Raw genomic sequence first — 26,448 nt, 5'->3', positions numbered from 1 at the left:
GCGAGCCGGGCGGTGTTCTTCATCTCCTCGGCGGCGCGCCGGCGCACGCCCTCCGGGTCGCCGTCGCCCCACACCACATCGGGGAGGATGTCGCGGTGCCGCTGGTCGATCGGATCGTCGCAGACCGCCTGGCCCTTCAGGTGGTTCGAGATCGCGAACACCTCGAGCCCGTTGCGCTCGAGCACCTCCAGCTTGCCCTGCACGTAGTCGGCGTCGTCCCAGCGCCAGGGGTCGAGGTGGTCGCCCCAGCAGGCGATCTCCAGGCCGTCATAGCCCCACCGGGAGGCGAGCGCTGCGACCTCCTCGAAGGGCAGGTCGGCCCACTGGCCGGTGAAGAGAGTGATCGGGCGTGGCATCTCGGATCTCCTTCGTTCCTGGTGTCTGCGGTTCGGTCGGCCTGCTCAGGCGATGGGGATCCAAGCACTGCCGGACTCGGCACTGGCCTCGACGGCCCGGAGGACCTGCTGCACCTGAAGGCCGTCCGCGAAGGACGGCTCCGGCTGGGAGCCGTTCGCGATCGCCAGCACGAGATCCCGCGCCTGGTGCGAGAAGCCGTGCTCGTAGCCGATCATGTGCCCTGTCGGCCACCAGTCGGCCATGTACGGGTGCTCCGGCTCGGTGACGATCACCCGGGTGAAGCCCTGGCGGTCGGCGGGCGCCGTGCGGTCGTAGACCCGCAGCACGTTCATGTCCTCGAGGTCGAAGCTGAGCGCTCCGGTGGAGCCGGCGACCTCGATCCGGAACGCGTTCTTGCGCCCGGTGCTGAAGCGCGTGGCCTCGAACGAGCCGACCGCGCCGCCGTCGAACCGGCCGGTGAAGAGGGCGAGGTCGTCGACCGTCACATCGCCGCGCTCGGTCGAGGCGGTGCCGCTCAGGCCGGTGCTCTCGAGCAGGAGAGGCCGCGACTTCACGAAGGTCTCGAGCATGCCGGAGACGGTCGTCAGGCGCTGGCCGGTGATGAACTGGGCCAGGTCGATCGCGTGGGCGCCGATGTCACCGAGCGCGCCGGAGCCGGCGAGCTCCTTCTTCATGCGCCAGGTGAGGGGGGCGTCGGCGTCGACGAGCCAGTCCTGCAGGTAGTTGGCACGGACCTGGCGGATCTCGCCGACCGCGCCCTCCGCCACGAGGTTGCGTGCGAGAACGGCGGCGGGCACCCGGCGATAGGTGAAGCCGACCATCGCGTAGACGCCCTTGGCGGCCGCCTTCTCCGCCGCGGCGGCCATGCGCTGGGCCTCTTCGACGGTGTTGGCGAGCGGCTTCTCGCAGAGGACGTGCTTGCCCGCCTCGAGGGCCGCGATGGCGATCTCCGCGTGGGTGTCCCCCGGGGTGACGATGTCGATGAGGTCGATGTCGTCGCGCTGCAGCAGGGATCGCCAGTCGGTGGACGTCTCCGACCAGCCCCACTTGCGTGCGGCGGCCTCGGTGCGGCTCTCGTCGCGGCCCACGAGCACCGCCATCTCGACGTCGAGGGGCAGGTCGAAGAACCGGGGCGCGACCCGCCAGCCCTGGGAATGGGCGGCGCCCATGAACCCGATACCGATCATTCCCACGCGGAGGGCAGGCATTGGTCTCTCTTTCGTCGTCGAGGAGGACTCGTCGGGCGAACGCAGGCGTCCCGGCGCAGGCCGGAACTCGCTGCTCATCCTCGCAGGACACGCCGACGCCGGCGACCAAGTCTGGCATGCCAAAGGTGCATGGCAATATACTTTTACGGTCGACCCCCCGGCCGCCGCCTTCACCGATGACGTTGAATGAAAGGCTTCCATGTCCCTGCACAGCTCCCGCAGGAGCCGCACCGCTCTTGTCCTCGCCGCCGCTGCGGCGATCGCGCTCGGCAGCGCCGGCTGCAGCGCCCTGACCCCGGGTGCCGCCCCCGGCGGCACAGCCACCCTGGCGCCCGCGACCAAGCTCTCGGCGGACGACGTCACGGCACTCGGCGACGTGACGCTGCGGATGACCGACGGCGGCGACGCCGCCCCCGAGTCCCGCCTCAGTCAGAGCATCGCCAAGTTCGAGGCCGAGTTCCCGAACGTCACGGTGGAACGCGACGTCAAGGCGTTCGCCGACTACAGCAAGACGATCAACCTCGTGATGTCGGGCGACGACGCCCCGGACATCGCCGAGGCCGACGGCGCGATGGCCCCCCGCCTGGTGGCGGGCAAGCTCCTGCGCCCGCTCAACGACTACTTCGACGCATACGGCTGGGCCGCCCGGTACCCGTCGAGCATCCTCAGCTCGCTGAAGGCCTCTCCCGACGGCAAGGCCTACGGCACCGGCGACTTCTGGGGTGTCTCCACCGGCGGCGAGCTGACCGGCGTGTTCTACAACAAGGCCGTCCTCGACCGCGCGGGCGTCGACCTGCCTGCCACCTTCGACGACTTCCAGGCGGCGCTGGCCACGCTCCACGACAAGGGCGAGATTCCGATCCAGCTCGGAAACCTCGACCAGTGGTCGGGGAGCCACGTGTTCTCCACGCTGCTCGACAACACCGCCGACCCGCAGGGCCTCCAGGACTGGATCAACGGCAAGCCGGGCGCGACCTTCACGAGCCCGGAGACGAAGCAGGCGCTGACCACCTTCAAGGACTGGTTCTCTCAGGGGTACATCTCCGAGCAGGCGAACGGCATCCTCGACGAGGACGCCGTCGCCTCCTTCATGGACGGACAGGGCGCCTTCCTGATCACGGGCACCTGGCGCACCGCGGACATCAGCACGACTCTCGGCGAGAACGGCGGCTTCATGCTGCTGCCTCCGAAGGAGGAGGGCGGCCCCTCGTACGCGACGGGCAGCTACCAGGGCACGTTCGGCATCTCACCGAAGACGAAGAACGCGGACCTCGCGGCCTTCTTCCTCGACTACATCACGGGCCCGGTTGCCGCGTCGATCAACGAGGCGGGCGACTTCCTCGGCTGGTACCCCGACGAGAACTCGGCGCCCGCCGGCACCGCGGCCGAGGACGTGCAGACCGCGTGGGCGAGCGTGCTCGAGAACAACGGCCTGGTCGGCTGGCTCGACTCCGCGTCTCCCGCCATGGGTGACACGCTCTTCCCGGCGCTGCAGGAGCTGATGGCCGGACAGCAGACGCCGGAGCAGGTCATGGACGCTGTCCAGAAGACCTGGGAAGACTACCGCCAGGCCTGATCGATGGTTCTCAACACTGCGGTGCTGCCGCCTCAGGCACCCGCCTCGATCGCCCCTGCCGCCCGCCGGCGGGGGCGATCCCGCGGCACCGCCCCCGGTGAGCCGCGCCTGGTCGCGTACCTCTACCTGGTGCCCGCTCTGCTCATGGTGGTCGTCTTCGTGCTGCTGCCCGTGCTGCACACGGTGTACCTGTCTCTCGTCAAGTGGGACGGCGTCACCGCCGCGACCTTCGTCGGCCTCGGCAACTACGTCGACATCCTCACCGACCCTCAGCTCCGCGCGCTGTTCCTGCACAGCCTCGAGCTCGTCTTCTTCTTCGCCGTGCTCCCGATCAGCCTGGGGCTCCTGATCACGGCGCTGCTGTCGCGGCGCGCGGTGCGCGGGATGACCTTCTACCGGTCGATCCTCTTCCTGCCCCAGGTCGTGTCGATGGTCGTCATCGCGGTCGCCTGGCAGTGGATCTACGCGCAGGACGGCGTGGCCAACCAGCTGCTCGGCCTGATCGGCCTCGACCGCGGCATCGCCTGGCTCGGCGACTTCACCTGGGCTCTCCCCGCCATCGGCATCGTCGGCGCGTGGCTCTCGACGGGGCTCTGCATGGTGCTGTTCCTGTCGGGCGTGCAGAAGATCGACACCAGCCTCTACGAGGCGGCCCGGCTCGACGGCGCCAATGCCTGGCAGGAGTTCCGGCACATCACCCTGCCGGGTCTCCGGGCCGAGATCGCGGTGGCGCTCACCCTGACCGTGGTGGGCGCACTGAAGAGCTTCGACGTCGTCTACCTGCTGACCAAGGGCGGCCCGGGCACCTCGACGGCCGTTCCCGGCTACGAGATCTTCGCCCGGGCATTCGGACGCGGCGAAGCCGGGTCCGCTGCGAGCCTGGCGGTCGTCCTGACGGTCATCATCTTCGTCGTCTCCATCGCGATCTCGCGCTTCTCGAAGGAGCCGGAAGTATGACCTCTCCCGCCGCCGCGGCCGCTCCCCGCCTGACCACAGGAGGCCGGCCGACCGCAATCCCGAAGTCCCGGCCGGCGACGCCGAGGGAGCGGCTGTCCTCGCTCACCACCCACATCGCCCTGATCGTCTTCAGCGTGATCGCGTTCCTGCCGTTCTTCAGCATGTTCCTGGTGTCGCTGTACCCGGCGGACCAGCCGGCCGTCGGCATCGCACTCCCGCGAGAGCTGAACTTCGGCAACTACGCCAGAGCCTGGGACGTGACCAACTTCGCGACGCTGATGACCTCGAGCGCGATCGTGGCCCTCGTCGTGGTCCCGCTCGGGACGATCCTCTGCATCCTCACCGGCTACGCGTTCGGCGCGATGCGCTTCCCGGGCCGGAACCTGCTCTTCTTCACCTTCCTGTTCGGGCTCCTGATGCCGTTCGAGGCCACGATCGTCCCGCTCTACTACGACCTGCGTGCCTTCGGGCTCGTGAACACCTACGCGGGCCTGATCCTCCCCGAGACCGCGCTGTTCCTCAGCTTCGGCACCTTCTGGATGCGCGCCCACTTCCTCTCGACCCCGCGGGCGCTCGTGGAGGCTGCGCGCATCGACGGGGCGAACTCCTGGCAGACCCTCTGGCGGGTGCTGCTGCCGAGCGCCTGGCCCGCCATCACGACGATGATGGTGCTCTTCTTCATCTGGAGCTGGAACGAGTTCCTGCTCGCCCTCGTCCTGATGACCGACAAGTCGGTGCAGACGGCGCCGGCAGGACTGGGGCTCTTCATCGGCGAGCACACCAAGGACTCGTCGGGTCTGGCCGCCGCCGCCGTGCTGATGTCCATCCCCTGCCTGATCGTGTACGTCGTCCTGCAGCGCCACTTCATCCGCGGCGTCACCTCCGGCAGTGTCAAGGGATGACCCGGGGAGCCCCGGGCGGGAAAGGAACACCAGCGTGAGCGCTCGACCTCTCAAGATCACCGTGTGGAACGAGGGCGTGCACGAGGCGCGCAACTCCCCGCCGCACCTGGCGGAGATCTACCCCCGCGGCATGCACGGGGCGATCGCGGAGGGCCTCGCGGAGCTCCTGCCCGACGCGACGATCCGTACGGCGCTGCTCGCCGACCCGCAGCACGGCCTTCCCGACGAGGTGCTCGCGGACACCGACGTGCTGCTCTGGTGGGGGCACGTCGCGCACGCCGAGGTGGCGGACGAGGTCGTCGACCGGGTCAAGCAGCACGTGCTCGGCGGCATGGGACTCCTCGCCCTGCACTCGGCCCACTTCTCCAAGATCCTCACCGGGCTGCTCGGCACCACCTGCTCGCTCGCCTGGCGCAACGACGGCGGCCGCGAGCTGGTGTGGACGGTCGCTCCCGCGCATCCGATCGCCGAGGGCGTCGAGAGCCCCATCTTGATCCCCCAGCAGGAGATGTACGGAGAGCTCTTCGACATCCCGGCGCCGGACGACCTCGTCTTCATCAGCTCGTTCGAGGGCGGCGAGGTGTTCCGCTCCGGCGTCACCTTCACCCGCGGCAACGGGCGGATCTTCTACTTCAGCCCGGGCGACCAGGAGTACCCGGTCTACCACCATCCGCAGGTCCGCCGGGTGCTCGCCAACGCGGTCCGCTGGGCCGCACGCCCCGAGCTGCCCCGCACCGTCCCCCAGGTCACCAATCCGGACCGCACCTGGTTCTGATCACGAAAGAGAAGGAAACTCCGTGAAGTTCTTGCTGGAAACCGCCCCGCAGACCGTCGAGGTGCAGGAGACCGACGCCCCCGCGCTGCCGACCGGTTCCGTCCGCGTCGAGGTCGCCTACGTCGGCGTCTGCCACTCGGACACGGCCCGGGTTGCCGGCGGTCGTGGCCCGTTCCCCGCCAGGATCGGACACGAGGTCTCCGGGACGATCTCGGAGAGCACCGTGGACTCGCTGCCGGTGGGGACCCGGGTGGTGGCCTACGTCGAGGACGGCTATGCGACGGAGCTCATCGTGCCCGCCGAGCGGATCGTGACCGTGCACCCGGACTGCTCCCTGCTCGACGCGTCCCTCGCCGAGCCGCTCGCGTGCGTGATCGGCGGCATCGAGATGCTCGATCTCGCCCACGAGCCCGAGGTGGTGCTCGTCGGCAGCGGCTTCATGGGACTGATGGCGCTGCGCCTGCTGGTCGCAGGCGGCCACCGCGTCACCGTGATCGAGCCGCGGGAGCACGCGCGTGAGCTCGCCGCGAAGTGGGGGGCCGACCGCGTCCTGTCGCCGGACGAGGTGCCGGACGAGATGAAGCTCGGCTGCTCGGTGGTGATCGAGGCGACCGGCGCGGCCGCCGGCCTGCAGCTCGCGTCGGACCTCGTTCGGATTGCGGGCACCCTCGGCATCATGGGCTACCACCAGTCACAGGGCGGCACGCGAACGGTCGACATGGAGAGCTGGAACTACCGGGCCCTCCGCGTGCTCAGCCTGCACCACCGGGACCGAGAGGATGTGCTCCGCTGGATCGACCGCGCTCAGCGGCTCAGCGCCCTGGGCTTCGTGAAGCCCTCCGAACTCGCGGAGCAGACGGTGGGGCTCGCCGAGCTGCCCGACGTGTTCGGCCCGAACGCGGACCGCGACGCCATCAAGACCGTCGTGGACATGCGCGCCTGAGACCGCCGAGGTTACGACCTCGGCGTCCGCGCCGAGGTCGTTGTCGGGTGCGGCGAACTGCCGCCTCCGAACGGAGAATCGGAGAAGGCCCGGTCGCTGAGCGGCCGGGCCTTCTCCGATGCGGGCTTCCCGCGGAAGCGATCAGACGGTCTGCAGCTCCGCCTCGGCGAGGTCGCCGTGGGGAAGGAGCAGAATCTTGCCGCATGCGCCGGTGTCCTGGATGTCCATGGCGTCCGACACCTCCTCGAGCGGCATCACATGGGTGATCATCACGTCGATGAGGTCGCTCGCCTTGCGCACGCTGCGCCACATCTCCTCGACCAGGTTGAGGCTGTTCCAGTGCCACACCCCGAAGATGTCGAGGCCCTGCGGCACGAGCGGCGGGAAGCTGACGTCGCCGGCCCACGCCACCACGCTGAGCTTCCCGCGCGAGCGGACCGACAGCGCGAGGTTCTTCGCCGCGGTGGGCGCGCCGCTGGTCTCGATGCCCGCGTCGGCGCCGCGGCCGGTCAGCTCGCGGACGAGCGCCGGCACGTCCTCCTCCATCGGGTTGAACACCCGCTCAGCGCCCAGCTTGCGGGCCAGCTCGGCACGGAAGGGGTGCGTCTCGATGGCGAACACGCGCGCACCGCGGGTCACGCCCTGCACGATCGCGCCCAGCCCGACCGGGCCGCAGCCCGACACGAGGAGCACGTCGAGCGCGTCGACGTTCATCCGCTCGAGGGCGCCGAAGGTGGGCCCGAAGCCGCAGCAGGCCATCGCGCCGTGCACGAGCGAGATGTCGTCCGGGATCTTGATGACGAGCCAGTCGGGCTTGAGCAGGTACTGCGAGTAGGTGGCAGTGCCGTAGTCCTGGCCGGTCTCGGCGAGCACGTCCCGCTGGTTCGGGCAGTGCATGTAGTCGCCCGAGGTGCAGAGGTAGCACACGCCGCAGCCGTAGTGGGGCATGACCGCCACGCGGTCCCCCACCGAGAATCGGCGGGAGTCGCCGGCGTCGGTGACGACGCCGACCGCCTCATGGCCGAGGGAGTGGTCCTCGGTGCCGTTCTGGCGCTTCTTGAACTCGGTGCACATGGGCGCGACGAGGATCTTGACGACGATCAGGTCGCCGCTGGCCTGGGGGATGGTCCGGTCGACGACCTCGACGACTCCCTTGCCGGTGATCTCAGCAGCTCTCACGGGATTGTTCCTTCTTCCGTTGTTGTGGGATGTCTCCGGACGCGGTCCGGCCGGCCCTGGGCTGAGGCCCGGGACCGGCCGGAGGAGCGCATCAGCCCTTGACCGCGCCCTCGAGCAGGCCGCGCATGAACTGCTTCCGGAAGATCAGGTACATGATCAGCGGCAGCGCGGTGGCGAACGTCAGCACCGCCATCTGGCTCGCGAGCTGGATGGTGGTTCGTCCGGTGAACTGCAGCACCCCGATCGGGATGGTGTACATGTCCTCGGACTGCAGGTAGACGATCGGGTAGATGAAGTCGTTCCACACCCAGACCGCCGTGAAGATCAGCACCGTGGTGAGTGGGGAGCGCGCGAGCGGCAGGTAGATCTGGCGGAAGACCCGGAACTGGGATGCTCCGTCCATGGTGGCCGCCTCGCGCAGCTCCTTCGGCACGGCGTCGAAGAAGTTCCGCATCATCAGGATGCCGAACGACGTCCAGCCGCCGTAGGTGAAGATCAGGCTCCAGTAGGTGTTCTCGATCCCCAGCAGGCTGATCCATCGGAAGCCGGCGACGACGAGCGCCTGCGGCGGGATCGTGAGGCCGACGATGAGGAGCACGAACAGCAGGTTCTTGCCGCGGAAGTTGTAGGCGGAGAAGCCGTAGCCGCCGAGCACCGACAGGACCGCGATCAGGAGCACGCTGGTGACGTTCACGAAGAGGCTGCTGCCCAGCCAGCGCACGATGTCGCCCTGCACGAACAGCTTGATGTAGTTCCCGAAGCCCCATTCGCCGCTGAGGTCGAACGGGTGGATCAGCACGCTGCTGTTGTCGCGGAGCGAGGTGCTGAGCATCCAGATGACCGGGAAGAGGATCGTGAGGGCGAGGATGCCCAGCACGACGTAGAGGACCACGCGCCGGACGATCCTCCAGAGCCTGGATTCGCCGGTCCGCTCCGGCAGGTGGTCCTCCTTGAGGACCAGCTTGATCTCGGGGTTCTCGAGGACGGTCACTGGATGTTCCCCTTCTGGTTGGCCCGGACGTAGAAGACGGCGAGGATCAGCGTGGCCACGAGCAGGACGCTCATGATCGCGCTGCCGTAGCCGACCTGGTTGCCGGTGAAGGCCTGGAAGAACGCCCAGGTGGCGAGCACCTCGGTGGAGTGGTTGGGGCCGCCGGAGGTGGCGACGTACACGGTCGCGAACACCTTGAGACTCTCGATGCAGCCGAGCAGGACGACGAGCCGGAACGTCGGGGCGAGCAGCGGGATGGTCACGAACCAGGTCTCCTGCCATGGCTTCGCGCCGTCCACCTTCGCGGCCTCGGAGACGTCGGCGGGGAGCGCGGACATGCCGGCCAGGAAGACGAACAGGAACAGGCCGAAGCCGAGCCAGACATCGAGCCCGATCAGCACCGGAAGAGCCCTGCTCGGGTCACCCAGCCATGAGCCGGCGAACGCGCCGAGGCCGATCGAGCGCAGCAGCGGGTTGATCAGCCCGTTGTTGGGGTCCACCAGGAACTTGAGCAGGAGGCTGACGACGATGAGGGAGAGGATGCTCGGGATCACGAACACGGCGCGGAAGAAGCCGCCGCCAGGGAACGCGCGCCGCACGGCGAGCGCCAGCGCGAAGGCGAGGACGACCTTGAGGATCACGGTCGTCGCGAGGAAGACCCCGTTGTGCACGAGTGCCTGCAGGAACACCGGGTCGTTGACGAGCTTGACGTAGTTCTTGACCCCGTTGCCCTGGATCGTGTTGTAGCCGATGCCGTTCCAGTTGGTGAAGCTGAGAAGGATCGTGAGCACGAGCGGGATGAGCAGGAAGCCCGCGTAGAAGAAGTAGCCGGGGAGGATGAACCCCGCCGCACCGACCTTGGAGGTGCCGGCGATGTGGGACTTGCGGCGCTGCCGGGTGTCCCGGGGCTGCTCGGCTGTGGTGAGCGTCTCCCGCTGATGCTCAGTGGGGCGTGCGACTGTCGTCATGGCCTTCTCTTCGTTGAGATCGGGTGCTTCGTGTGAGATCGGGTGGGCGCGGTCCGACGGAACCGCGCCCACCCTGGGCGTCCAGACCCGGAGGTCTAACCGGCCGCGGCCGCCTCGGCTGCCTGCTGCAGCTGGGTGACGTAGTCCTGCGGCTTCATGCTGCCGCTCGTCAGGGCGGCGGTGCCGTTGTACATGATGTCCTCGCCCACGCTCGGCGGCACGAGGTTCTCGAAGTACGCGATCACGTTGTTGCCGGGAAGCGCGAGAGCAGCGGCGATGGCGTCGTAGGACGCCTTCACGCGGGGCTCCATCTCCTTGTCGGCACCGATGATGACGTTGACCAGACCGGTCTTCGCGAACTTGGCGCCGGCACCGTTGGCGGGGTCGGCGATGTAGTCCAGGAACTTCAGGCCCGCGTCGGTGTTCCCGCTGTTGGCGGGCAGACCGAACACGTTGGTGAAGCCGCCCAGGATCTGCTGGGAGGGCTTGGCCGGGTCGACCTGGGGGAATGCGACGGCCTCGGTCTCGAACTTCGGCTTCGTGGCCTTGTCAGCCAGGGTGGCGTTGAACCAGGTGCCCGTGTTCATGAGGGCGGCCTTCCCGGACAGGAAGAGCTGGAGCATGGCGTTGTAGTCCTGGCCCTCGACGCCCTGGGGGAAGACGCCCGCCTGACCGATGTCGTACAGGTCCTGAGCCGACTGCAGGAAGCAGGGGTCATCCCATTTCGCGCCGTCCTGGTTCGCTGCTGCCACGATCGTGTCGACCGAGCAGCGCTGGATGGTGAGGAGGAACCACCAGTGGGCGGCGGGCCAGCCGTCGCCCGCGTAGAGCGAGACGGGGTTGATGCCGGTGCCCTTGAGGGTGCCTGCGATCGCCTTGAGGTCATCGACCGTCTTGGGTGCGGTGAGGCTGTACTGGGACATGATGTCCGGGTTGATGAAGAGCTGCTCGCTCGTGTCCACGTTCCACGGGATGCAGTACATCTTGCCGTCGACCTCGCAGGCGTCCTTCACGGCCTGGCTGTCGCCATAGGTGAAGTCGTCGACGTGCTGGTTGTACCAGTCGGTGATGTCCAGCAGCTGACCGGCCTTCACGAAGTCCTTGGTCTGCTGGTAGCCCTCGTACTGGAGCACCGTCGGCGGGTTGTTGCCGGAGAGCCCGGTGCGCACGACCGTGTTGGCCTCGTCGTTCGCGATCGAGCGGCCCTTGAACTTCGCGTCGGGGTTCTTCTTGTTGTAGTCGCTGATGACGACGTCCATGGCGCCGGCGCCCTCACCGGAGAACTGGTGCCACACCGTCAGGGCCTTGCTGCTGCTGGCGGCGCCGCTGCTGCTGTTGCTCAGGCCGCAGCCGGTCAGTGCGACCGCCGAGCCTGCGAGGACCGCGAGCGACGTCAGGGCGCGCCTGCGTCGAGCGGACATTGTTGTAACCACGTTGTCACCTAACTTGAGGATGTGAACTGCAGGACTGCCGGCGAGCTTCAGTCGAGCCTCTCCCCGGTCGCCGTCGCGTCCTTGCGTTCGGCCCGGCCGAGGTCCCCCGGCAGGAAAAGTATATAGGCGTGCACTTTTCAATCAAGCACCGATACCCCCGCGGCGCGCCCCAATCCGTTCGGTTCGTGCACCGCATCCCTCCGGTCTGCGGGTCCTCCGCGCGGAGCTAGCTCGGCGCGGCGGTCACACCCGGCTCGGCTCGCCCCGCCCGAGGAGCTCGAGCAGACGGGTGCGGCTCCGGGCGACCTCCGGGAACGGGTTGTAGTGCTCCGGCTCATGCTCGATGCTGATCGGCTTCGTGTAGCCGATCTCCTGCAGCGCCGTCACGCAGTCCTCGATCGGGACGACGCCGTCGCCGTAGGCGCAGGTGTCATGCGCCCCGGCCGCGCGGACGTCCTTGAGGTGCACGTAGACGACGTTGTCGCCGAGCTCGCGGATCGCCTGTGCGGCGTCGAAGCCCTGGGTGCCGAACCAGCCGGTGTCGACGGTGGCGCCGATCACCCCGTCGTGGTCGGTGCCGATCTGCTCGAGCAGCTCCGCCGCGGACTTCTGCGGGTGATTCTCCAGGCCGAGGACGTGGCCGAACTCCTTGAGGATCGAGATGACGGAGGCGCGGTCCGAGAAGAGCAGCGACGTCTGGCCGCCGAGGATGTTGGTGCCGAGCGCCTGCACGATCTCGTTGGCGCGGCGGAACGTCTCGACCGTGTCGCCGTAGTTGGCTCCGTAGCTGGCGACGGTCACGCCATGCTTCTGCAGCACCCGCTGGGCGGCGGCGAGGTGCTCGTCGGTCGCCCACTTCCAGCTGAGCTGGGGGTGCCAGACGTCGATGGTGTCGAACCCCGCGTCGACCGCGCTGGCGACGAACGCGTCGAAGCGCTCCTCGAACGTGTCGATGGGGCGGTACCAGTCATTGGCGGCGGTGTCGCCCTGGTTCCAGCCCTCCGTCATGTTCCAGTCGAGCTGCTGGGCGACCAGGTTGGCGCCCATGAACGAGATCTTGTTGTCCACTGTTCTCTCCGTTGATGCGTTCGGTGGTGATGGTGCGGAAGCGGGTGCGTGGTCGCCTAGCGGCTCGCCCAGAGCAGCCCGCGCTGGATCGCGGTGCGCACGTTCTCGTTCTCGAGGACCTCGACGCGGTGGCCCGCGGTGCTCACGAAGATGCGGCCGCTCCCCCACTGGCGCGTCCAGAAGACCGGCGAGGTGACCGGTCGCTTCCACGGATCCCAGGACCGGCTCTCCACCGTGGTGGTGGCGAGGACGTCGATGTAGTCGTCGGAGAGCACCCAGTACTGCTCGGTCGTGAGGTCGAAGTCCTCGATCCCCCGGGTGATCTCGTGGTCGCGACCCGCGGGCGCGATGTTCACCCGGTAGGGGAGGTAGAAGTCGGACTGCTCGCCCTGCCGCTCGCTCTCGTGCTTGGCGGGATGGTGGGCGAACTGGCCGCCGACGAGCTGCAGGTAGTCCGCCTCGTTGCGATAGGAGTCGGCGATCCCGCCGTGCCAGCCGGCGAGACCGGTGCCGGCCTCCACCGCGGCGCGCAGGCCGGCGATCTCGTCCCGCTCGATCGTGTTCATCGTGTTGCACTGCACGATGAGGTCGATCCCGGCCATCGTGGCCGCGTCCGCGTAGACCCGGGGCGATTCGTGAACGGCGACGGCGTAGCCGTTCTCCTCGAGGAACGGGAGGAAGAGCTCGGTCGCCTCGACCGGCTGGTGCCCGTCCCACCCTCCCCGGACCACCAGGGCCTGCTTCGACGGACTTCCGGTCGCCATGCTTCCTCGCTTCGCTGCTCAGGATGGTGGGATGCGCCGGCAGGGCCGACGAGGAGATCCCCGAGAGGTCAGGAGCGAACGAGCCGATCTCCGCCTCCAGGAAAAGTATATCTCCGGATACCTTTCACCACCACCGGATCGAGAGGTCAGGACGACAGAGGACGCAGCCGCCCCAGCACCTTGTCGACATACGCCGCGAACGAGCGCTCGAGGTCGAACGCCGGGTTCAGCAGGAACTGGATCTCGAGGCCGTCGAGCACCGCGAGCAGGCATTCCGCCTCGTGGGCGATGTCCTCCTCGCTCATCCGCTGGAGATGCCCCGCCTCGGACGCCAGCCGGAACCGGTGCCGCATCTGCTCGAGGGTGTTCCGGTAGCGGTGCGTCATGAACTGGTGGGCGGGATGCTGCGCCGACGACGCCTCAGCGGCCATGGTCGTGTAGAGCTGGAGCAGCCCCTTGTGCGCCACGTGGTAGCTCATCAGCCGGTTGAGGCCGTCGAGGTAGGCGTTCTCCACGGTCCCCTGCAGCACGATCTCCGCCGTCTCTGCGCCCCAGTGCTCGAGGACGGCGATGAGGAGCTTCTCCTTGGTGCCGAAGAGCTTGAGGACCGCGGCGGGCGTCCCGCCCACCCGGTCGGCCACCTGCTGGAGGGTGCCTCCCCGGAAGCCGTTCTGCCCGAAGACCTCGGTCGCGGTGGCGACGACCAGGCGGCGGCGCTCGATGCCTCGCTTGTATGGGCCTCTGAGCACGGCGGTCGTCATCGCGACAGCCTATGGGCGAGCGCCGTCGAATCGGCGACCTGTTGCCCTGTGTTACTCTCCGGCGCACGCTCGGGGCGGTCAGGCAATGTGGGACCCGCCGTTCAGGTCGTGGGTCAGGCCGGTGATGTAGGCGGCGTCCGGGCCGTGCACGCCGCCGCCCCGCTGAGCCCACGCCGGGGAGACCATGACGATCCGGCCGAGCCGGTTGGCCGCCATCCGCGGCGCGACCGCCCGGGTGATGCGGAAGGCGCCGGGCGCGTTCACGTCGAACATCCGCGGCACCGCGTCCGCAACGGCCGCCTCGTCGGAGATGCCCACTCCGAGCCCGAGTGCCGGGACACCGCAGTCGTCGACGACCTCGGCCGCGGTCGCGGCGGACCCCTCGAGCGGAAGGTCGAGAACCGCGACCGCCCAGCCCTTCCCGGCGAGCCGGCGAGCCGTGGCGCGGCCGATCACGCGAGCGGATGCGGCGCCCGTCACGGTCGCCGTCCGGGATTCCGGGAACGCCGTCGCCGGATGCGGAGGAAGAGCCATGGGGGTGGGGGTCAGCCGGCGATCGCGGCGCGGAGGACCTGGACATCGGACGCGAAGTCCGCCAGATCCGATGCCGACTTGCCTGCGATCACGAGCGCGTGCAACCGGCGCCAGGCGCCGCGCTGGGACGTCGCGTACTCGGTGACGAGCAGGGTCTCGCCGTCCGGACCGCTCACGACCGCGCGTCCGGGCGCCGCGAGGGCGGGGGTCGGCAGGCTCAGCTCGACGGCGTCGGTCGCCGCCACGATGCGCAGCGTCGCCGAGACGGCGAGGGAGTCCGCGAGGATCGCCGTGAGGGATCCCGACACGCCGCCGTCGAGGCGCGCCAGAGCGTCGTAGCCGGAGGGACCGCGGCGGGCGAAGCGCAGCTCGGTGACGGCGCCGACGGCGCGGCGGACCAGCGCCAGCTGGCCGAGGATCGCCGAGTCGAGATCGCTGCCCTTCGGCAGGTCGACCCGGGCCTCGACGAGGGCGCCATCCTCGGAGAGGGCGGCGAACGAGGACGCACTGGCGGCCACGGCCGGGTTGTCGGCCCACAGCGAGTCGAGCACCACGGGCACCTCGCGCTCGGCGGCGATCGCCAGGAGCTCGGTGGCGTCGGCGGGCACCGGCTCGGTGACGAGCACGCCCCGGGCGCCGCCACGGATCGCGTCGGCGGCCGCTCCCGGCCAGCCCGTCGCGCCGCGGATGCCGACGAGGTCGGCCTCGCCCTCGGTGCGGCGCAGCGAGATCGGCAGCGAGGCGAGGGTGGCCAGCGGGTCGGTGTAGGGCGAGGCCGGAACCGACGTCACCGTGAGCTGGGCGGTCATGCCGACACCTCTGTCTTCTCCGCGTTCTGACGGACTTCGGCCGTCGCCACATCGGCGATCGTGAGCGCGAAGACCAGGTCGTCGATGAGCACCTGCAGGTCGAGGGGCTCGGCGGTGCCGGCGACGAGGTCTGCCATGTACTGCCACTCGGCCTCGTACCCGTTGGCCGCGTAGGGGCCGAAGGTCCGGCTCTCGTCGCCGTTCCGGAAGGTGGCGACCGCGGAGCCGGCGTGCACGTAGGAGTTGGGGAAGTCGACGAGGAGCGACTGGTCGTCGGCGATCGCCTCGAACCGCCACTCGGGACGCCACGACTGCGTGCTGTGTCCGTAGAGCTGCACGCTCCGGTCGCCGATGCGGAGGTTGACCAGGTAGCCGCCGGGAGAGAGCGTCTGCGCCGAGAGGAGCTCGATGTCGCGGAAGTCCGGGCAGAACATGCGCACGAGGGGGAGGTCGTGGATGGCGAGCCCCATGATGTTGCCGAACATCATCCCGGCGGCGCGATCGGCTGCGGACTGCTGCGGCCAGGTGCGCTCCACGCGCGGGAGGATCTCGGTCGCGAAGTCCTCGAACCGCGGGTTCGGGGGAAGCACGATCGAGTAGCGGATCGTGTGGGTCTTCTCGATCAGGTCGGCCCAGTTCTCGGTGGCCGCCAGCCAGCCGGGATCGAAGGTGTGCATGGCACCGACCACGATCGGCACGCCCGTCTCGGCGGAGACCCGGGCGATCTCCTGGGCCTCTTCGCGGCTCACGGCCAGCGGCTTCTCGGCGAGCACTGCCTTCTTGCCTGCGCGACACGCGGCGATCACCTGCTCGGCGTGGAACTGGTTCGGGCTGCAGATCACGACGACCTGCACATCCGCGTCGGCGATGAGCTCGTCCGCGCTCGTGGTCCAGGCGCTGCCGGCGTGACCGGCGACGGCCTTGGCGACGTCGGGATCGACATCCATCACACGGGCGACGTGGAAGGTCTCGGAGAAGCGGTCCAGGGTGGGCAGGTGGATTGCCTGCGTCACCGGGCCGCAGCCGAGGATCCCGACACCGATGGTCGGAACGGTCATGGGTACTCCCTCTAGGGGCGGCGCGCCCGGCGCACCGTCGGCGGCGTGAGCCGCCGCAGGAAAGCCCGCGCACACCGCCCAGTTCAGCGAACGGCGGGTCGCGGGAAACCGTCAGGTTCCCGGCACTGCACTGTTCCCCGGGGCCCGTCACCGTTCCCCGGCGACGAGAAAAGTATATAACCGTGCACCTTTGGCGCAAGCGGCGCGCCGGGCGAGACGGGAACGGCCCCCGCGGGGTGCGCGGGGGCCGTTCGCTCTGGTCGGTCAGGACGAGGCGAGCTGCAGCACGCCGTCGACCCGCCGGGGCACGCCGGTGTAGTTGTCCCTCAGCTCCTCCGGCAGGATCTCCTGCGGCGCGTCCTGCCAGGCGAACGGCCGGAGGAAGCGCCGGACGGCCGTGACTCCCACCGAGGTGTGCAGCGAGTTGGTCGCCGGCCACGGTCCGCCGTGGTGCTGCGCCCAGCTGACCCGGACGCCGGTCGGGTACCCGTTGAACACGAGCCGTCCGGCGTAGTCGCCGAGGCGGGCCGCCAGGTCCTTCGTGAGCTCGGTCTCGCTGGGGTCGCTGTGGATGGTGGCCGTGAGCGACCGGGGAACACTCTGCAGGCCGCGCTCGATGTCGGCGACGTCGTCGTAGTAGACGACGAGGATCAGCGGCCCGAAGGCCTCCTCGGTCGCTTCGCGGTTCAGCTTCTCCGCGTCGATGGCGAGCACGCTGGGCGCGACCGAGAACCCGTCGCCGCCGTCGGCGCCTGCCGCGAGCAGCGTCGCGTGCCCCTGCTCGATCAGCCGGTCCCGGATCTTGCCGTAGGACTCCTGGATGCGCGAGTTGAGGAGCACCGCGGGAGCCGCCCCCTTCGCCCGGGAGACCATGGCCTCGACGAGCGCCTCCCCCGCCTCCCCGCGGGGCACGAACGCCACCCCCGGCTTGGTGCAGAACTGGCCGGAACCGAGGGTGAAGGACCCGAACAGGCCGCCGGCGATCTCCTCGCCCCGGGACGCCGCCGCGCCGGGTGTGATCACGAGCGGGTTGAGGCTGCTCAGCTCGCCGTAGAAGGGGATCGGCTCCTCACGCGAATCGATGATGTCGAGGAGCGCCTGCCCTCCGGTGAGCGACCCGGTGAAGCCGACCGCCTTGATCGCCGGGTGTGCAACGAGGGCGGCCCCCGCCTGGGTCCCGTAGACGATGCCGAGGACGCCGTCCGGGGCGCCGTAGGCGCGGGCGGCCGCATCGAGGGCGGCGTAGGAGAGCTCCGAGGTGAGCAGATGCGAGCTGTGCGCCTTCAGCACCACCGGGCAGCCGGCCGCGAGAGCCGAGGCGGTGTCGCCGCCTGCGACCGAGAATGCGAACGGGAAGTTGCTCGAGCCGAACACGGCCACGGGGCCCAGCGGGAGGAGCATGCGCCGCAGGTCCGGTCCGGGTCCCATCCCGGAGTCGCCCGCGTGGTCGATCGCGGCCTCCAGGTAGGCGCCTTCGCGCAGGGCCTCGGCGAACAGCCTCAGCTGGAAGGTGGAGCGGGTGAGCTCGCCACCGAGCCGGGCGTCCCCGAGGCCGGTCTCCTGCTCGGCCGCCATCACGAGCTCCTCCCGGCGGGATTCGAGGCCCTCGGCGAGCGCGTCCAGCAGACCTGCCCGCCAGGTGCGGTCGCGGCGGGCGAGTTCGCCGAAGGCGACGGCCGCCGTGTCCGCGAGTCGCGCGACCTCCTCGGCGGTGGTCACTTCGAGGTCGGTCTCGATCCGCTCGCCGGTGCGGGGGTTCGTCGTGGTCAGCATGGGGTTCTTCGCTCCTTGATCAGTTGCGGTGGGCAGCGCATCAGGCGCTGTCCCGGGGGATGACGGTGAAGCCGAGGTCGATCCGCGCGGGCTCCGCGGTGGGGTCGGCGATGCGGTCGAGCAGCAGCTGCCCGGCCGTCGTGCCGATCTCGGTGTTCGGGACGGCGACGGTCGTGAGCGGCGGGACCAGGTGGCGTGCGATCTCGAAATCGCCGAAGCCCGTGATGGCCAGCTGCTCCGGCACCGAGATCCCCCGGCGATGGCACTCGAGCAGCGCCCCAGCCGCGAAGAGGTCGGTCGAGAACATCAGGACGTCCGTCTCGGGATGGCGGGCAAGGGCTTCATCGAGAAGCCGCGTCCCGATCTCCATGTCGCCGTGTCCGGGGACCGCGTCGATGACCCGAACCTGCTCCCCCGGCAGGAGCCCCTCCACCGCGCGCCGAAAGCCGGCCTGCCGGTCGATCGCACGGGAGTCGTCGGGCCGGAAGGTCCCGGCGAAGGTCGGGTGCTTGTAGCCCTTGCCGACCACATGGGTCACGATCGCCTCGATCGCATCCCGGTTGGAGAAGCCGACGAGGCTGTCGATCGGCTCGTCCGTCCAGTTCCACGTCTCCACCACGGGAATGCCCGAGTTCTCGAGCAGCATCCGGATGGCGGTCGTGTGCCGTGTGCCCACGATGAAGAGCCCCTCGGGACGGCGGCCCATGAAGGTCCGGATGAGGCGTTCCTCATGTTCGAGGTCGTAGTCCGTTGAGCCGACGAACAGCTGGAAGCCGTTCGGGCTCAGCACGGCGTCGAGCCCCTGCAGCGCGTCGGCGAAGACGGATCCCGACATGCTCGGGATGATCGCCGCGATGGTGCCGCTTCGATTCGAGGCGAGGTTCGATGCGGCGAGGTTCGGGACGTAGCCGGTCAGCGAGATGGCCCGCTGCACCCGCTCCAGCGTCTGCTCCGATACGAGGCTGGGATAGCGGATGGTGCGGGAGACGGTCTGCGGAGACACGTTCGCCAGGCTCGCCACATCGGCGAGCGTCACCGAGCGGGTGGACCGCCGGGTGGGCTGCGGGGCCACGCCGGCGCGCGGCTCCGCGTCGGTCACAGCAGGCCTCTCCTCGACAGGTTCCCCATCAGGGCGGAGATCCCGAACGTCCATGGCTCACACCTCTCGCTGATCTGCACCCTGTTCACGAGCCCACCGAGCAGCGGCGCCGAGATGCGGACGACGTCGCCGACCTTGTGGGTGAACCCCCGTCCGGGCTCGTCCCGGTCGATGATCGGAGCGAACAGCGTACCGAGATAGAGCACCGCGCCATCCGGATACTGATGGTGCGGGCCGACGAGCTGCGCCGCGAGGTCCTCGGGATCCCGGCTGATCTCGGAGAGGGGGGAGCTCGCGTCCAGCCGGAAGCCGTCCGCGCCGGCGACCTCGAGCTCCACGGTGGTCGACCGCACGTCGTCGAGGGTGAAGGTCGCGTCGAAGAAGCGGACGAAGGGGCCGATCGCAGCCGACGCGTTGTTGTCCTTCGCCTTCGGCAGCAGCAGGGCGGACCGGCCCTCGATGTCCCGGAGGTTGACGTCGTTGCCGAGCGCGGCACCCACGATCCGGCCGGTCGACGCGATGGCGAGCACGACCTCGGGCTCCGGGTTGTTCCAGGTGGACGAGGAGTGCACGCCGACCTCCACCCCGGTGCCGACGCTGGCGAGCACCGGCGCCTTGGTGAAGATCTCCGCGTCGGGGCCGATGCCCACCTCGAGGTACTGGCTCCACAGCCCCTGCTCGAGGAAGTATTCCTTCATGCTGGCGGCCTCAGGGGAGCCCGGCACAAGGGTGCGCAGCTCCGATCCGATCCGCTCCGCGATCTCGCCGCGGACCCGGTCCGCCTCGGCCGCGTTGCCGCGCGCCTTCTCCTCGATGACCCGCTCCACCATCGACACCGCGAAGGTGACGCCTGCCGCCTTGACGGCCTGCAGGTCGACCGGCGACAGCAGCCAGGGGATGCCGGCGTCGCGCGGCTCGGCCGCCGTGTTGGCGAGGATGTCGGCGAGGTCGCCGAGGCGACGGCCGGCGACGGCTCCGAGGGATGCCGCCGGGTCGTCCGTCTCGAACAGGTCCCGCATCGTCGCGAACCGCTCGCTGACGTCGTACACGCCGTCCTCGCGGAGGGCGACGACGGAGGGGCCCTCCACGGCCGGATCCCACACCCGCCCGGCCAGCGTGCCGGCGTACCGATCCGCGGGCAGGGCGGCGTCGAGTCCGCCCGTCCAGTCCTGTTTCGCCATCGTTTCCCTCTTCCTGTGTCCTGTGCGAGCCGCGGGAATCAGCGGCGGGAGTAGGTGCCGGCGCGCTTCTCGGCGAACGCGCGCCGGCCTTCCGCGGCGTCCTCGGTCGCGAAGCAGATCGTCTGCAGATCCCGTTCGTAGGCGATCGCCTGCTCCTGCGGCAGGTTGAATGCGGCTCGCAGGTTGGTCTTGGCGGTCTCCGCCGCGATCGGCGGACGCGAGGCGATGATGCCGGCGAGCTCCGTTGCGCGCGGCAGCAGCGCGGCCGGCTCCAGCACCTCGGTGACGAGGCCCCAGGCCAGTGCGGTCCGCGCATCGATGGGGTCACCGGTCATCAGGAGATAGGCGGCGTTGCTGGCGCCCACCGACTGGGCGAGGAACGAGGACATCCCGCCGCCGCCGATCCAGCCGAGCTTGATCTCGGGGGCCGCGAAGGAGGCCGTCGCGGAGGCGAGCCGGATGTCGCAGCTGAGCGCCGTCTCCAGGCCACCGCCGAACGCGTAGCCGTTGACCGCGGCGATCACCGGCTTGCGGAGGGACCGGATGGCATCGCAGTAGTCCGCGCGGTTCCGGAAATCCCACGGCGTCGGATACTTGTCCAGGCTCCGGATGTCCGAGCCCGCGCTGAAGGACCTCTCGCCTTCGCCGGTGAGCACCACGGCACGGACGTCGTCGCTGTCGTTGCACCACTCGGCGGCGACGACAAGCGCGTCTGCCATCTCCTGGGTGACCGAGTTCAGCTTCTCGGGGCGGTTGATCACGAGGGTGGCGACGTAGTCGGCCACCGTGAACCTGACGTTCTCGGTCTCGAGCTCGATCATGGGCGGGTACTCCCCTCGGCGCGCGCGGCGCGGTGGTGGTTGCGGTAGAGATCATCGAGACGCTCGAGAGCGTCCCCTGCGGCGTCGCCGTCGGCGAGAGCGTCGCGCAGGAGCGCAGACGCCTGACCCTGGAAGGCCACGTACCCCGGGAACCGTGGGCGCACCCAGGACTCCTCGATGGTGGCCAGGGTGCCGCTGTAGAAGCCGGCGGCGGCGGCGTCGACCGACGGGTCGGTCCAGGCGGACCGGGCACTGGGCTGCCCCTCGTGCTGCGGGATGAACGTGCGCTGCGTGCCGCGGTCCATCAGCCACCGGATGTGCGCGAGGAGCTCGGGCGACGGGTCGCAGCGAGCAGACACCGCGATTCCGGTGCCGCCGATGGTCGATCCGCGGCGGCCGCTCCGCCTCCCCGCGGGGGCGTCGCCGAAGCTCACGCTGCGCGCGGAACCGGGCGTCGAGTAGTTGACGTAGCCGTACACGAGGGGGCAGTAGGCGATGGTGTCCCCCTCGGTCATGGCCTGGAGCATCGCGATCGGGTTCAGTTCCTCGGTGCCATCGGGGCTCGTGCTGGCGAGCTCGACCATCAGGGCGAGGACGCGCTCGCCTGCCTCCCTGGACAGGAGCGCATCCGCGCCGGCGACGTCGGGTTCCTCGCCGAGGGCGACCGCGATCGAGCAGAAGCTGAGGAACGCGTGCGGCCCGGCGATGCTCAGGGCGACGGGAACCCGGCGCGACAGCTCGAGCACCTCGTCCCAGGTGCCGGGTGCCTCGGGCACCAGCTCGGCGCGTCGGGCGGACACCTGAGTGGCCGCGTCGAGCGGAAGCGCCCACAGGTGCCGGGCCAGCCGGTACGACTCGAGGCTCGGTCCCACCGAGTCCGCCGCCCATACGGCGATCTCGTCGGCGTCGAAGAGCTCGTCGACCGGTCGCAGGCTGCCGTGCTGCAGGGCGTCACCGAGGTGCGGGTGGTCGAGCACGATGAGGTCGTAGCGCGCCGCCAGCTCCTCGATGGGACTCGACTCGAATCCCTCGAGCGGATGCACGTCCCAGGTCAGCTCGAGGCCCGAACCGGCCCAGTCGCGCGCCCCGGCCTCGAGGGCGGCCCGACCCCGCGGGTGGTCCCAGGTGAGGCCGGAGAACGCGCTCATTTCGCCGCGGTGCGCTGCTCGGTGGAGACTGCGCCCGAGGCGGCGAGAGCGTCGATGGCGTCGTCGTCGAAGCCGCTCTCGGCAAGGACCTCCCGCGTGTGCTCACCGGTGAGCGGGGCGCCCCGGTAGATCTGCGGCGGCGTCACCGAGAACTTGTAGGGGAAGCCCGGGGTCTTGACCCGTCCCTCTGTCGGATGGTCGTACTCCACGAAGGTGCCGTTGTGCGCGATCTGCGGGTCGTTCACGAGGTCCTCGTAGCCGTAGACCGGACCCGCCCAGATGCCGGTCCCGTCGAAGACCTCCATCCAGTGCGCGGTGGTCTCCGTCTCCAGCCGATCCTGGGTCTTCCGGTAGAGCTCGTCGCGATGCGTCCAGCCGTGCTCCTCGCTCGACATGGTCAGGAAGCTGTCCTCGCCGATGAGCTTCCCGAACTCGGGCAGCGGCGGGAATGCGATGGCGATGAAGCTGTCCCTGGTGCGGAAGGTGCCGTACGGCGCGCGGATGTAGACGTGCGCGTGCGGCTCCGCACTGCGCTGCTGCGGGACGTGGCCGACCGTGAACACCGAGAGCTCCTGCATCTGCAGGGCGGTGATCGAGTCCAGCATGTTGACCGTGACCAGCTGTCCTTCGCCGGTGCGCTCGCGATGCAGCAGGGCGGCGAGCACCCCTTCGAAGGCCGTCGACGCGGTGACGGCGTCGACCAGGTACTGGCCCGCCGCGACGGGCGGCTCGCCCTCCCGGCCGCTGGAGCGCATCGCGCCCGACATGGCCTGCAGCAGCAGGTCCTGGCCGGGCCGGTTCGTGTACGGGCCGTCCTCGCCGTAGCCGGAGATGGACACGTAGACCAGGGAGGGGTTGATCGCGCTCAGGGTCTCGTAGTCCACGCCCAGCCGCCCGGCGACCCCGGGGCGGTAGTTCTGCAGGAAGACGTCCGCGGTCTCGACCAGCTTCCGCAGCACGTCCTTGCCGTCGGGCGACTTGAGGTCGATCGCGATGGACCGCTTGTTGCGGTTCAGCGAGAGGAAGGACACGTTGATCCTGTTGCCGGCCGCGCCGCCCGCCGAGGCGTGGCGCTGCCACTCCCCGGTCGTCGGCTCGACCTTGATCACGTCGGCGCCGAGATCGCCGAGGCGCTGGGCCGCGAACGGTCCGGCCATCGCGATCGAGCAGTCCAGCACCCGATAACCGGAGAGCACTCCGCGATTCTCTTTCGTCATCTCAATCCCCGTAGTCCAGCGATGTCAGCGCTAGCAGTAGCGCTAACAAACAGTATAGCGGTCGGCGGGCCGGAAGGCCGGCCGATCAGTCGGGCTGTCCGCCGATGGCCCGGATCGCGTCGCGCGCAGCGCCCGTCGCCTCGGCCCCGTCGAGGACCCGGATGGTGGACCGGTACTCCCGGCTCTCGCCGTGCTCGAGCCAGGTGAGGGTGCCGTCCTCGCGGGCCGCTGTCTCGCCGAGCACATGGTTCGTGGACGGCTCCAGGCCCACGGCGTAGGCGCCGTCGCGCAGGTTCTGCCACTCGAAGAAGTTGGGCATCGCGGCCGCGTCCCAGGTGAGCTCGATGCCGCGAGAGCCGTCCCCGCTGATCAGCGCCACCCGGTGATTCCCGTCGGGGCCGGCGATCAGCTCGTGCTCGGTCACCTGCTCGACGAAGCCGCGCTGCGGCTCCGGGAACACCCGGTAGCTGACGCCCTGCTCCGCGACGGAGTCCGACTGCCAGAGGTGACGCTCGATCGGGGCCACGAACTCCGCGCCCTCGTCGAGGAAGGGCCACCCGAAGTTCAGGTGGTACAGGAACATGTGCGGGGTGCGCTCGAAGCCGAGGTTGTCCACGACGTCGTGCAGCCGGATCTCGGTGCCGTCGAAGTCGACCTCGACCGTGCGGGTGAGGCGGAGGTGCTCCCCGAACGCGGTGGCCTGGATGACCTCCGCCCGCACCCGCAGCACGGCGTTGTCCCCGTCCCACACCTCGCCCGCCTCGAGCAGGCGGGCCGGGATCGCGGTGAGTCGCCCGTGCAGGCCGTGCTTCACGGTCCGCTTCGGCGGGTAGTTGTACTGGGAGGCGTCCACCTCCGCTCCGAACAGCGTGTGGTCGAGGCCACCGGAGACCAGGAGGCCGTCGATGGCGCGCAGCCAGCTCAGCCCGTCCTCGTCGTTGTTCTCGTGCAGCCCCGGGTGGCGGTAGCCGTTGCCGGACCGCCAGCCGAAGGGCACACCCTTGAAGCGCGCGTCGCCGATATCGAGCGCTCGGTCGACGAGCAGGTCGAGCTCGAGCCCGCCCGCCGTCCGCAGCTCGATGGCCCGGACGCCGCGCTCGGCGCCGTTGTCGAGCACGACCTGTCGGAGGCCGCCGACGGCGGAGGGGTCCCCCGTGCGCCGCCGGAGCTCGGTCGGCGAGAGTTCCTGGTCGAAGATCTGCATGTCTGGTGCCTCCCTAGTCCATCGTCCAGCCGCCGTTGACGTTGATCGTCTGGCCGGTCACGAAGGTCGAGTCCTCGCGGGCGAGGAAGGACACCACGGCGGCGAGCTCCTCGTTGGTTCCCCGTCGCTTCAGCGACTGGTGGTCGAGCACGAACTGGTTGTAGATCTCGGGGTTCTCGTGGATCTTCTCCGCGTCCGTCGGGAAGGCACCAGGAGAGACGCAGTTCACCCGGATGTTGTCCGGCCCCAGCTCACGGGCCAGTGCGCGGGTCATCGCCACCGTGGCTCCCTTCGTCGAGACATAGCTCGCCAGCAGCGGCCAGCCGCCGCCCCAGGTGATGGAGCCGATGTTGATGATGGAACCGCGCCTCCGCGGCGTCATCAGACGGGCGGTGGTCTGCGCCGCCACGAAGTAGGCCCGCTGGTTGACGGCCACGACGTCGTCGTACTCCTCCACGCTGATCTCGAGGAACGGCGTGGGCGGGTAGATCGCCGCGTTGTTGACGAGCACCTCGATCTCGCCGAGCTCCTCCTCGACCCGGCGGATGGACGCGTCGATGGCCTTCGGGTCGCGGAGGTCGCAGCTGACCTCGAGGTTCGGCACGCCGGCCTCCGTGAGCTGGCGGACGGTCTCGCCCAGCGTGCCGCCGGTGCGGCCGAAGGCGGCGACCGCGAACCCATCCGCTCCGAGCCGCAGCGCCGTCGCCCGTCCGAGCGAGCCGCCCGAGCCGGTGACGATCGCGACGGGGGCGGAGCGGACGGATTCACGGTCGGACATGCTCAGACTCCGTACTTCTTGAGCGTGTCGTCCACGAAGCGCTTCGCCCGCGGGATGTCGGACTCGTCGAGGTGCTCCACGATCAGCGGCACGTTCGGCGACTTCTCGCTGAGGCGCTGGACGTACAGGTCGTAGTTCAGCTCGCCGAGACCCGCCGCGGGGAGCTCGATCTCGCCGACGCCGCGGAAGGTGTGCGACTCGAGCGCGTCGGCGTCGCCGATGTCGGCGTGCTTCTCGCTCTTGTCCTCGCCGCTGCGCTTGACGTCCTTGGCGTGGGCGATGCGGATCCGGTCGGCGAGGGGGCTGTCGAACACGTCGTTGAGGACCTGGTCCATCTGCTCGATGTTCCACGTCTCGAAGTAGTTGGTGGGGTCCATCAGCAGTTCGAGGCCCGGGCTCTGCACATCGCCGAAGAGGCGCAGGGTCTCCTCGAGGGAGCCGATCACGTTGTTGACGTAGGTCTCGACGAGGAACACCGCGCCGGAGTCGACGGCAGTCTGCGCGAGGTCGGCGATGACATCGCGAGCGGCCTCGTAGCCCTCCTCCGTCTTGTTCTTGGGGTCGGAGACCCAGTCGCTCTCGGTGTTGAAGGTGCCCGACTCGCTGATGACGTAGGGCGTGCCGAACGCGCGGGCGTTGCGGATGATCTCCTTGAGGTAGTCGACGCGGCGCTTCCGCTCGTCGAGGTCCGGGTGGACGATGTTCGTGTACCCGGAGACCGCGCAGATCGGCAGGTCGTTGTCGCGGAAGGTGTCGCGCACGCGCTTCGCCTTCTCGGCCGTGATCTGACCGGCGGACAGGTCGAGGTCCTTGAAGTGCAGGTCGAGCTGCACCGTGTTGAACCCCAGCCCGCGGGCCTTCTTGGCTGTGGTCTCGAGGTCGTACGGGAAGTACCCGCTGAAGATGCCGACTTGGATCATGGCGTCATTGCTCCTTGTATGTGG

At 69.5% G+C, this 26,448-nt stretch carries 25 protein-coding genes and 1 pseudogene; 5 read left to right on the top strand and 21 right to left on the bottom strand.

Annotated features, from left to right (window positions below; translation table 11 throughout):
* Positions 1 to 356: pseudogene (locus JWR33_RS12265) on the bottom strand (sugar phosphate isomerase/epimerase); the annotation flags it as partial.
* A gap of 45 nt (positions 357 to 401) precedes the next feature.
* Positions 402 to 1,565, bottom strand: a complete 1,164-nt coding sequence (locus JWR33_RS12260) for a Gfo/Idh/MocA family oxidoreductase (protein WP_297412203.1) — start codon at positions 1,563 to 1,565, stop codon at positions 402 to 404.
* 199 nt (positions 1,566 to 1,764) lie between these two features.
* Here JWR33_RS12260 and JWR33_RS12255 point away from each other — a divergent pair, with 199 nt between their 5' ends.
* From JWR33_RS12255 to JWR33_RS12235, 5 genes are read left to right on the top strand one after another with little or no spacing between them, the layout of a single operon-like run.
* Positions 1,765 to 3,141: an extracellular solute-binding protein gene (locus tag JWR33_RS12255; protein WP_297412202.1), complete on the top strand. Its 1,377-nt coding sequence runs from the start codon at positions 1,765 to 1,767 to the stop codon at positions 3,139 to 3,141.
* 3 nt (positions 3,142 to 3,144) lie between these two features.
* Positions 3,145 to 4,098, top strand: coding sequence for a sugar ABC transporter permease (locus JWR33_RS12250; protein WP_297412201.1), 954 nt, complete (start codon positions 3,145 to 3,147; stop codon positions 4,096 to 4,098).
* Positions 4,095 to 5,000 carry a carbohydrate ABC transporter permease gene (locus JWR33_RS12245; protein WP_297412200.1) on the top strand — a complete coding sequence of 302 codons (906 nt, stop codon included), beginning with the start codon at positions 4,095 to 4,097 and terminating at the stop codon, positions 4,998 to 5,000. The genes JWR33_RS12250 and JWR33_RS12245 overlap by 4 nt, the downstream gene beginning before the upstream one ends.
* A 34-nt stretch (positions 5,001 to 5,034) precedes the next feature.
* A complete protein-coding gene (locus JWR33_RS12240; protein ID WP_297412199.1) occupies positions 5,035 to 5,775 on the top strand; it encodes a ThuA domain-containing protein in 741 nt (246 codons plus the stop codon).
* Between the two features lie 22 nt (positions 5,776 to 5,797).
* The gene (locus JWR33_RS12235) at positions 5,798 to 6,718 is read left to right on the top strand and encodes a zinc-binding dehydrogenase (RefSeq protein ID WP_297412198.1); all 921 of its coding nucleotides are present in this window, start codon (positions 5,798 to 5,800) and stop codon (positions 6,716 to 6,718) included.
* 141 nt (positions 6,719 to 6,859) lie between these two features.
* On the opposite strand, the gene JWR33_RS12230 is transcribed toward JWR33_RS12235, so the two are convergent.
* The 19 genes from JWR33_RS12230 to JWR33_RS12140 form a co-directional block, all read right to left on the bottom strand.
* A complete protein-coding gene (locus JWR33_RS12230) occupies positions 6,860 to 7,897 on the bottom strand; it encodes a zinc-binding dehydrogenase (protein ID WP_297412197.1) in 1,038 nt (345 codons plus the stop codon).
* A 91-nt stretch (positions 7,898 to 7,988) separates the two neighbouring features.
* The gene (locus JWR33_RS12225) at positions 7,989 to 8,888 is read right to left on the bottom strand and encodes a carbohydrate ABC transporter permease (RefSeq protein WP_297412196.1); all 900 of its coding nucleotides are present in this window, start codon (positions 8,886 to 8,888) and stop codon (positions 7,989 to 7,991) included.
* Positions 8,885 to 9,856: a sugar ABC transporter permease gene (locus JWR33_RS12220; RefSeq protein ID WP_297412195.1), complete on the bottom strand. Its 972-nt coding sequence runs from the start codon at positions 9,854 to 9,856 to the stop codon at positions 8,885 to 8,887. The genes JWR33_RS12225 and JWR33_RS12220 overlap by 4 nt, the downstream gene beginning before the upstream one ends.
* Before the next feature lie 95 nt (positions 9,857 to 9,951).
* Positions 9,952 to 11,289, bottom strand: a complete 1,338-nt coding sequence (locus JWR33_RS12215) for an extracellular solute-binding protein (RefSeq protein ID WP_297412194.1) — start codon at positions 11,287 to 11,289, stop codon at positions 9,952 to 9,954.
* A 243-nt stretch (positions 11,290 to 11,532) separates the two neighbouring features.
* A complete protein-coding gene (locus tag JWR33_RS12210) occupies positions 11,533 to 12,357 on the bottom strand; it encodes a sugar phosphate isomerase/epimerase (protein WP_297412193.1) in 825 nt (274 codons plus the stop codon).
* A 56-nt stretch (positions 12,358 to 12,413) separates the two neighbouring features.
* Entirely contained in the window at positions 12,414 to 13,121 is a 708-nt protein-coding gene (locus tag JWR33_RS12205; RefSeq protein ID WP_297412192.1) for a ThuA domain-containing protein, read from the bottom strand.
* A 146-nt stretch (positions 13,122 to 13,267) separates the two neighbouring features.
* Positions 13,268 to 13,882, bottom strand: a complete 615-nt coding sequence (locus JWR33_RS12200; protein ID WP_297412191.1) for a helix-turn-helix domain-containing protein — start codon at positions 13,880 to 13,882, stop codon at positions 13,268 to 13,270.
* 78 nt (positions 13,883 to 13,960) lie between these two features.
* A complete protein-coding gene (locus JWR33_RS12195) occupies positions 13,961 to 14,416 on the bottom strand; it encodes an SDR family NAD(P)-dependent oxidoreductase (protein ID WP_297412190.1) in 456 nt (151 codons plus the stop codon).
* Positions 14,417 to 14,427: 11 nt separating this feature from the next.
* Positions 14,428 to 15,225 (bottom strand): hypothetical protein, encoded by a 798-nt coding sequence (locus JWR33_RS12190; protein ID WP_297412189.1) that lies wholly within the window; start codon positions 15,223 to 15,225, stop codon positions 14,428 to 14,430.
* A complete protein-coding gene (locus JWR33_RS12185; protein WP_297412188.1) occupies positions 15,222 to 16,283 on the bottom strand; it encodes a Gfo/Idh/MocA family oxidoreductase in 1,062 nt (353 codons plus the stop codon). The genes JWR33_RS12190 and JWR33_RS12185 overlap by 4 nt, the downstream gene beginning before the upstream one ends.
* Before the next feature lie 264 nt (positions 16,284 to 16,547).
* Positions 16,548 to 18,056: an aldehyde dehydrogenase (NADP(+)) gene (locus tag JWR33_RS12180; RefSeq protein ID WP_297412187.1), complete on the bottom strand. Its 1,509-nt coding sequence runs from the start codon at positions 18,054 to 18,056 to the stop codon at positions 16,548 to 16,550.
* 40 nt (positions 18,057 to 18,096) lie between these two features.
* A complete protein-coding gene (locus JWR33_RS12175) occupies positions 18,097 to 19,155 on the bottom strand; it encodes a LacI family DNA-binding transcriptional regulator (protein WP_297412186.1) in 1,059 nt (352 codons plus the stop codon).
* Positions 19,152 to 20,336, bottom strand: a complete 1,185-nt coding sequence (locus JWR33_RS12170) for a fumarylacetoacetate hydrolase family protein (protein ID WP_297412185.1) — start codon at positions 20,334 to 20,336, stop codon at positions 19,152 to 19,154. The genes JWR33_RS12175 and JWR33_RS12170 overlap by 4 nt, the downstream gene beginning before the upstream one ends.
* Positions 20,337 to 20,374: 38 nt before the next feature.
* Entirely contained in the window at positions 20,375 to 21,157 is a 783-nt protein-coding gene (locus tag JWR33_RS12165) for an enoyl-CoA hydratase/isomerase family protein (protein WP_297412184.1), read from the bottom strand.
* Positions 21,154 to 22,305 carry an ABC transporter substrate-binding protein gene (locus JWR33_RS12160; protein WP_297412183.1) on the bottom strand — a complete coding sequence of 384 codons (1,152 nt, stop codon included), beginning with the start codon at positions 22,303 to 22,305 and terminating at the stop codon, positions 21,154 to 21,156. The genes JWR33_RS12165 and JWR33_RS12160 overlap by 4 nt, the downstream gene beginning before the upstream one ends.
* Positions 22,302 to 23,522 carry a CoA transferase gene (locus tag JWR33_RS12155; protein WP_297412182.1) on the bottom strand — a complete coding sequence of 407 codons (1,221 nt, stop codon included), beginning with the start codon at positions 23,520 to 23,522 and terminating at the stop codon, positions 22,302 to 22,304. Before JWR33_RS12155 ends, JWR33_RS12160 begins: the two co-directional genes overlap by 4 nt.
* Positions 23,523 to 23,607: 85 nt before the next feature.
* Positions 23,608 to 24,726, bottom strand: a complete 1,119-nt coding sequence (locus JWR33_RS12150) for an aldose 1-epimerase family protein (protein ID WP_297412181.1) — start codon at positions 24,724 to 24,726, stop codon at positions 23,608 to 23,610.
* A gap of 13 nt (positions 24,727 to 24,739) precedes the next feature.
* A complete protein-coding gene (locus JWR33_RS12145) occupies positions 24,740 to 25,504 on the bottom strand; it encodes an SDR family NAD(P)-dependent oxidoreductase (protein WP_297412180.1) in 765 nt (254 codons plus the stop codon).
* 2 nt (positions 25,505 to 25,506) lie between these two features.
* Positions 25,507 to 26,424, bottom strand: a complete 918-nt coding sequence (locus tag JWR33_RS12140) for a sugar phosphate isomerase/epimerase (protein ID WP_297412179.1) — start codon at positions 26,422 to 26,424, stop codon at positions 25,507 to 25,509.
* Between the last annotated feature and the right edge of the window lie 24 nt (positions 26,425 to 26,448).

The sequence above is a fragment of the Naasia sp. genome (assembly GCF_025465545.1).
Classification (GTDB): Bacteria; Actinomycetota; Actinomycetes; order Actinomycetales; family Microbacteriaceae; genus Naasia.
Note: the sequence above shows the minus strand (reverse complement) of the source record. Positions and strands in the feature narration are given on the sequence as shown.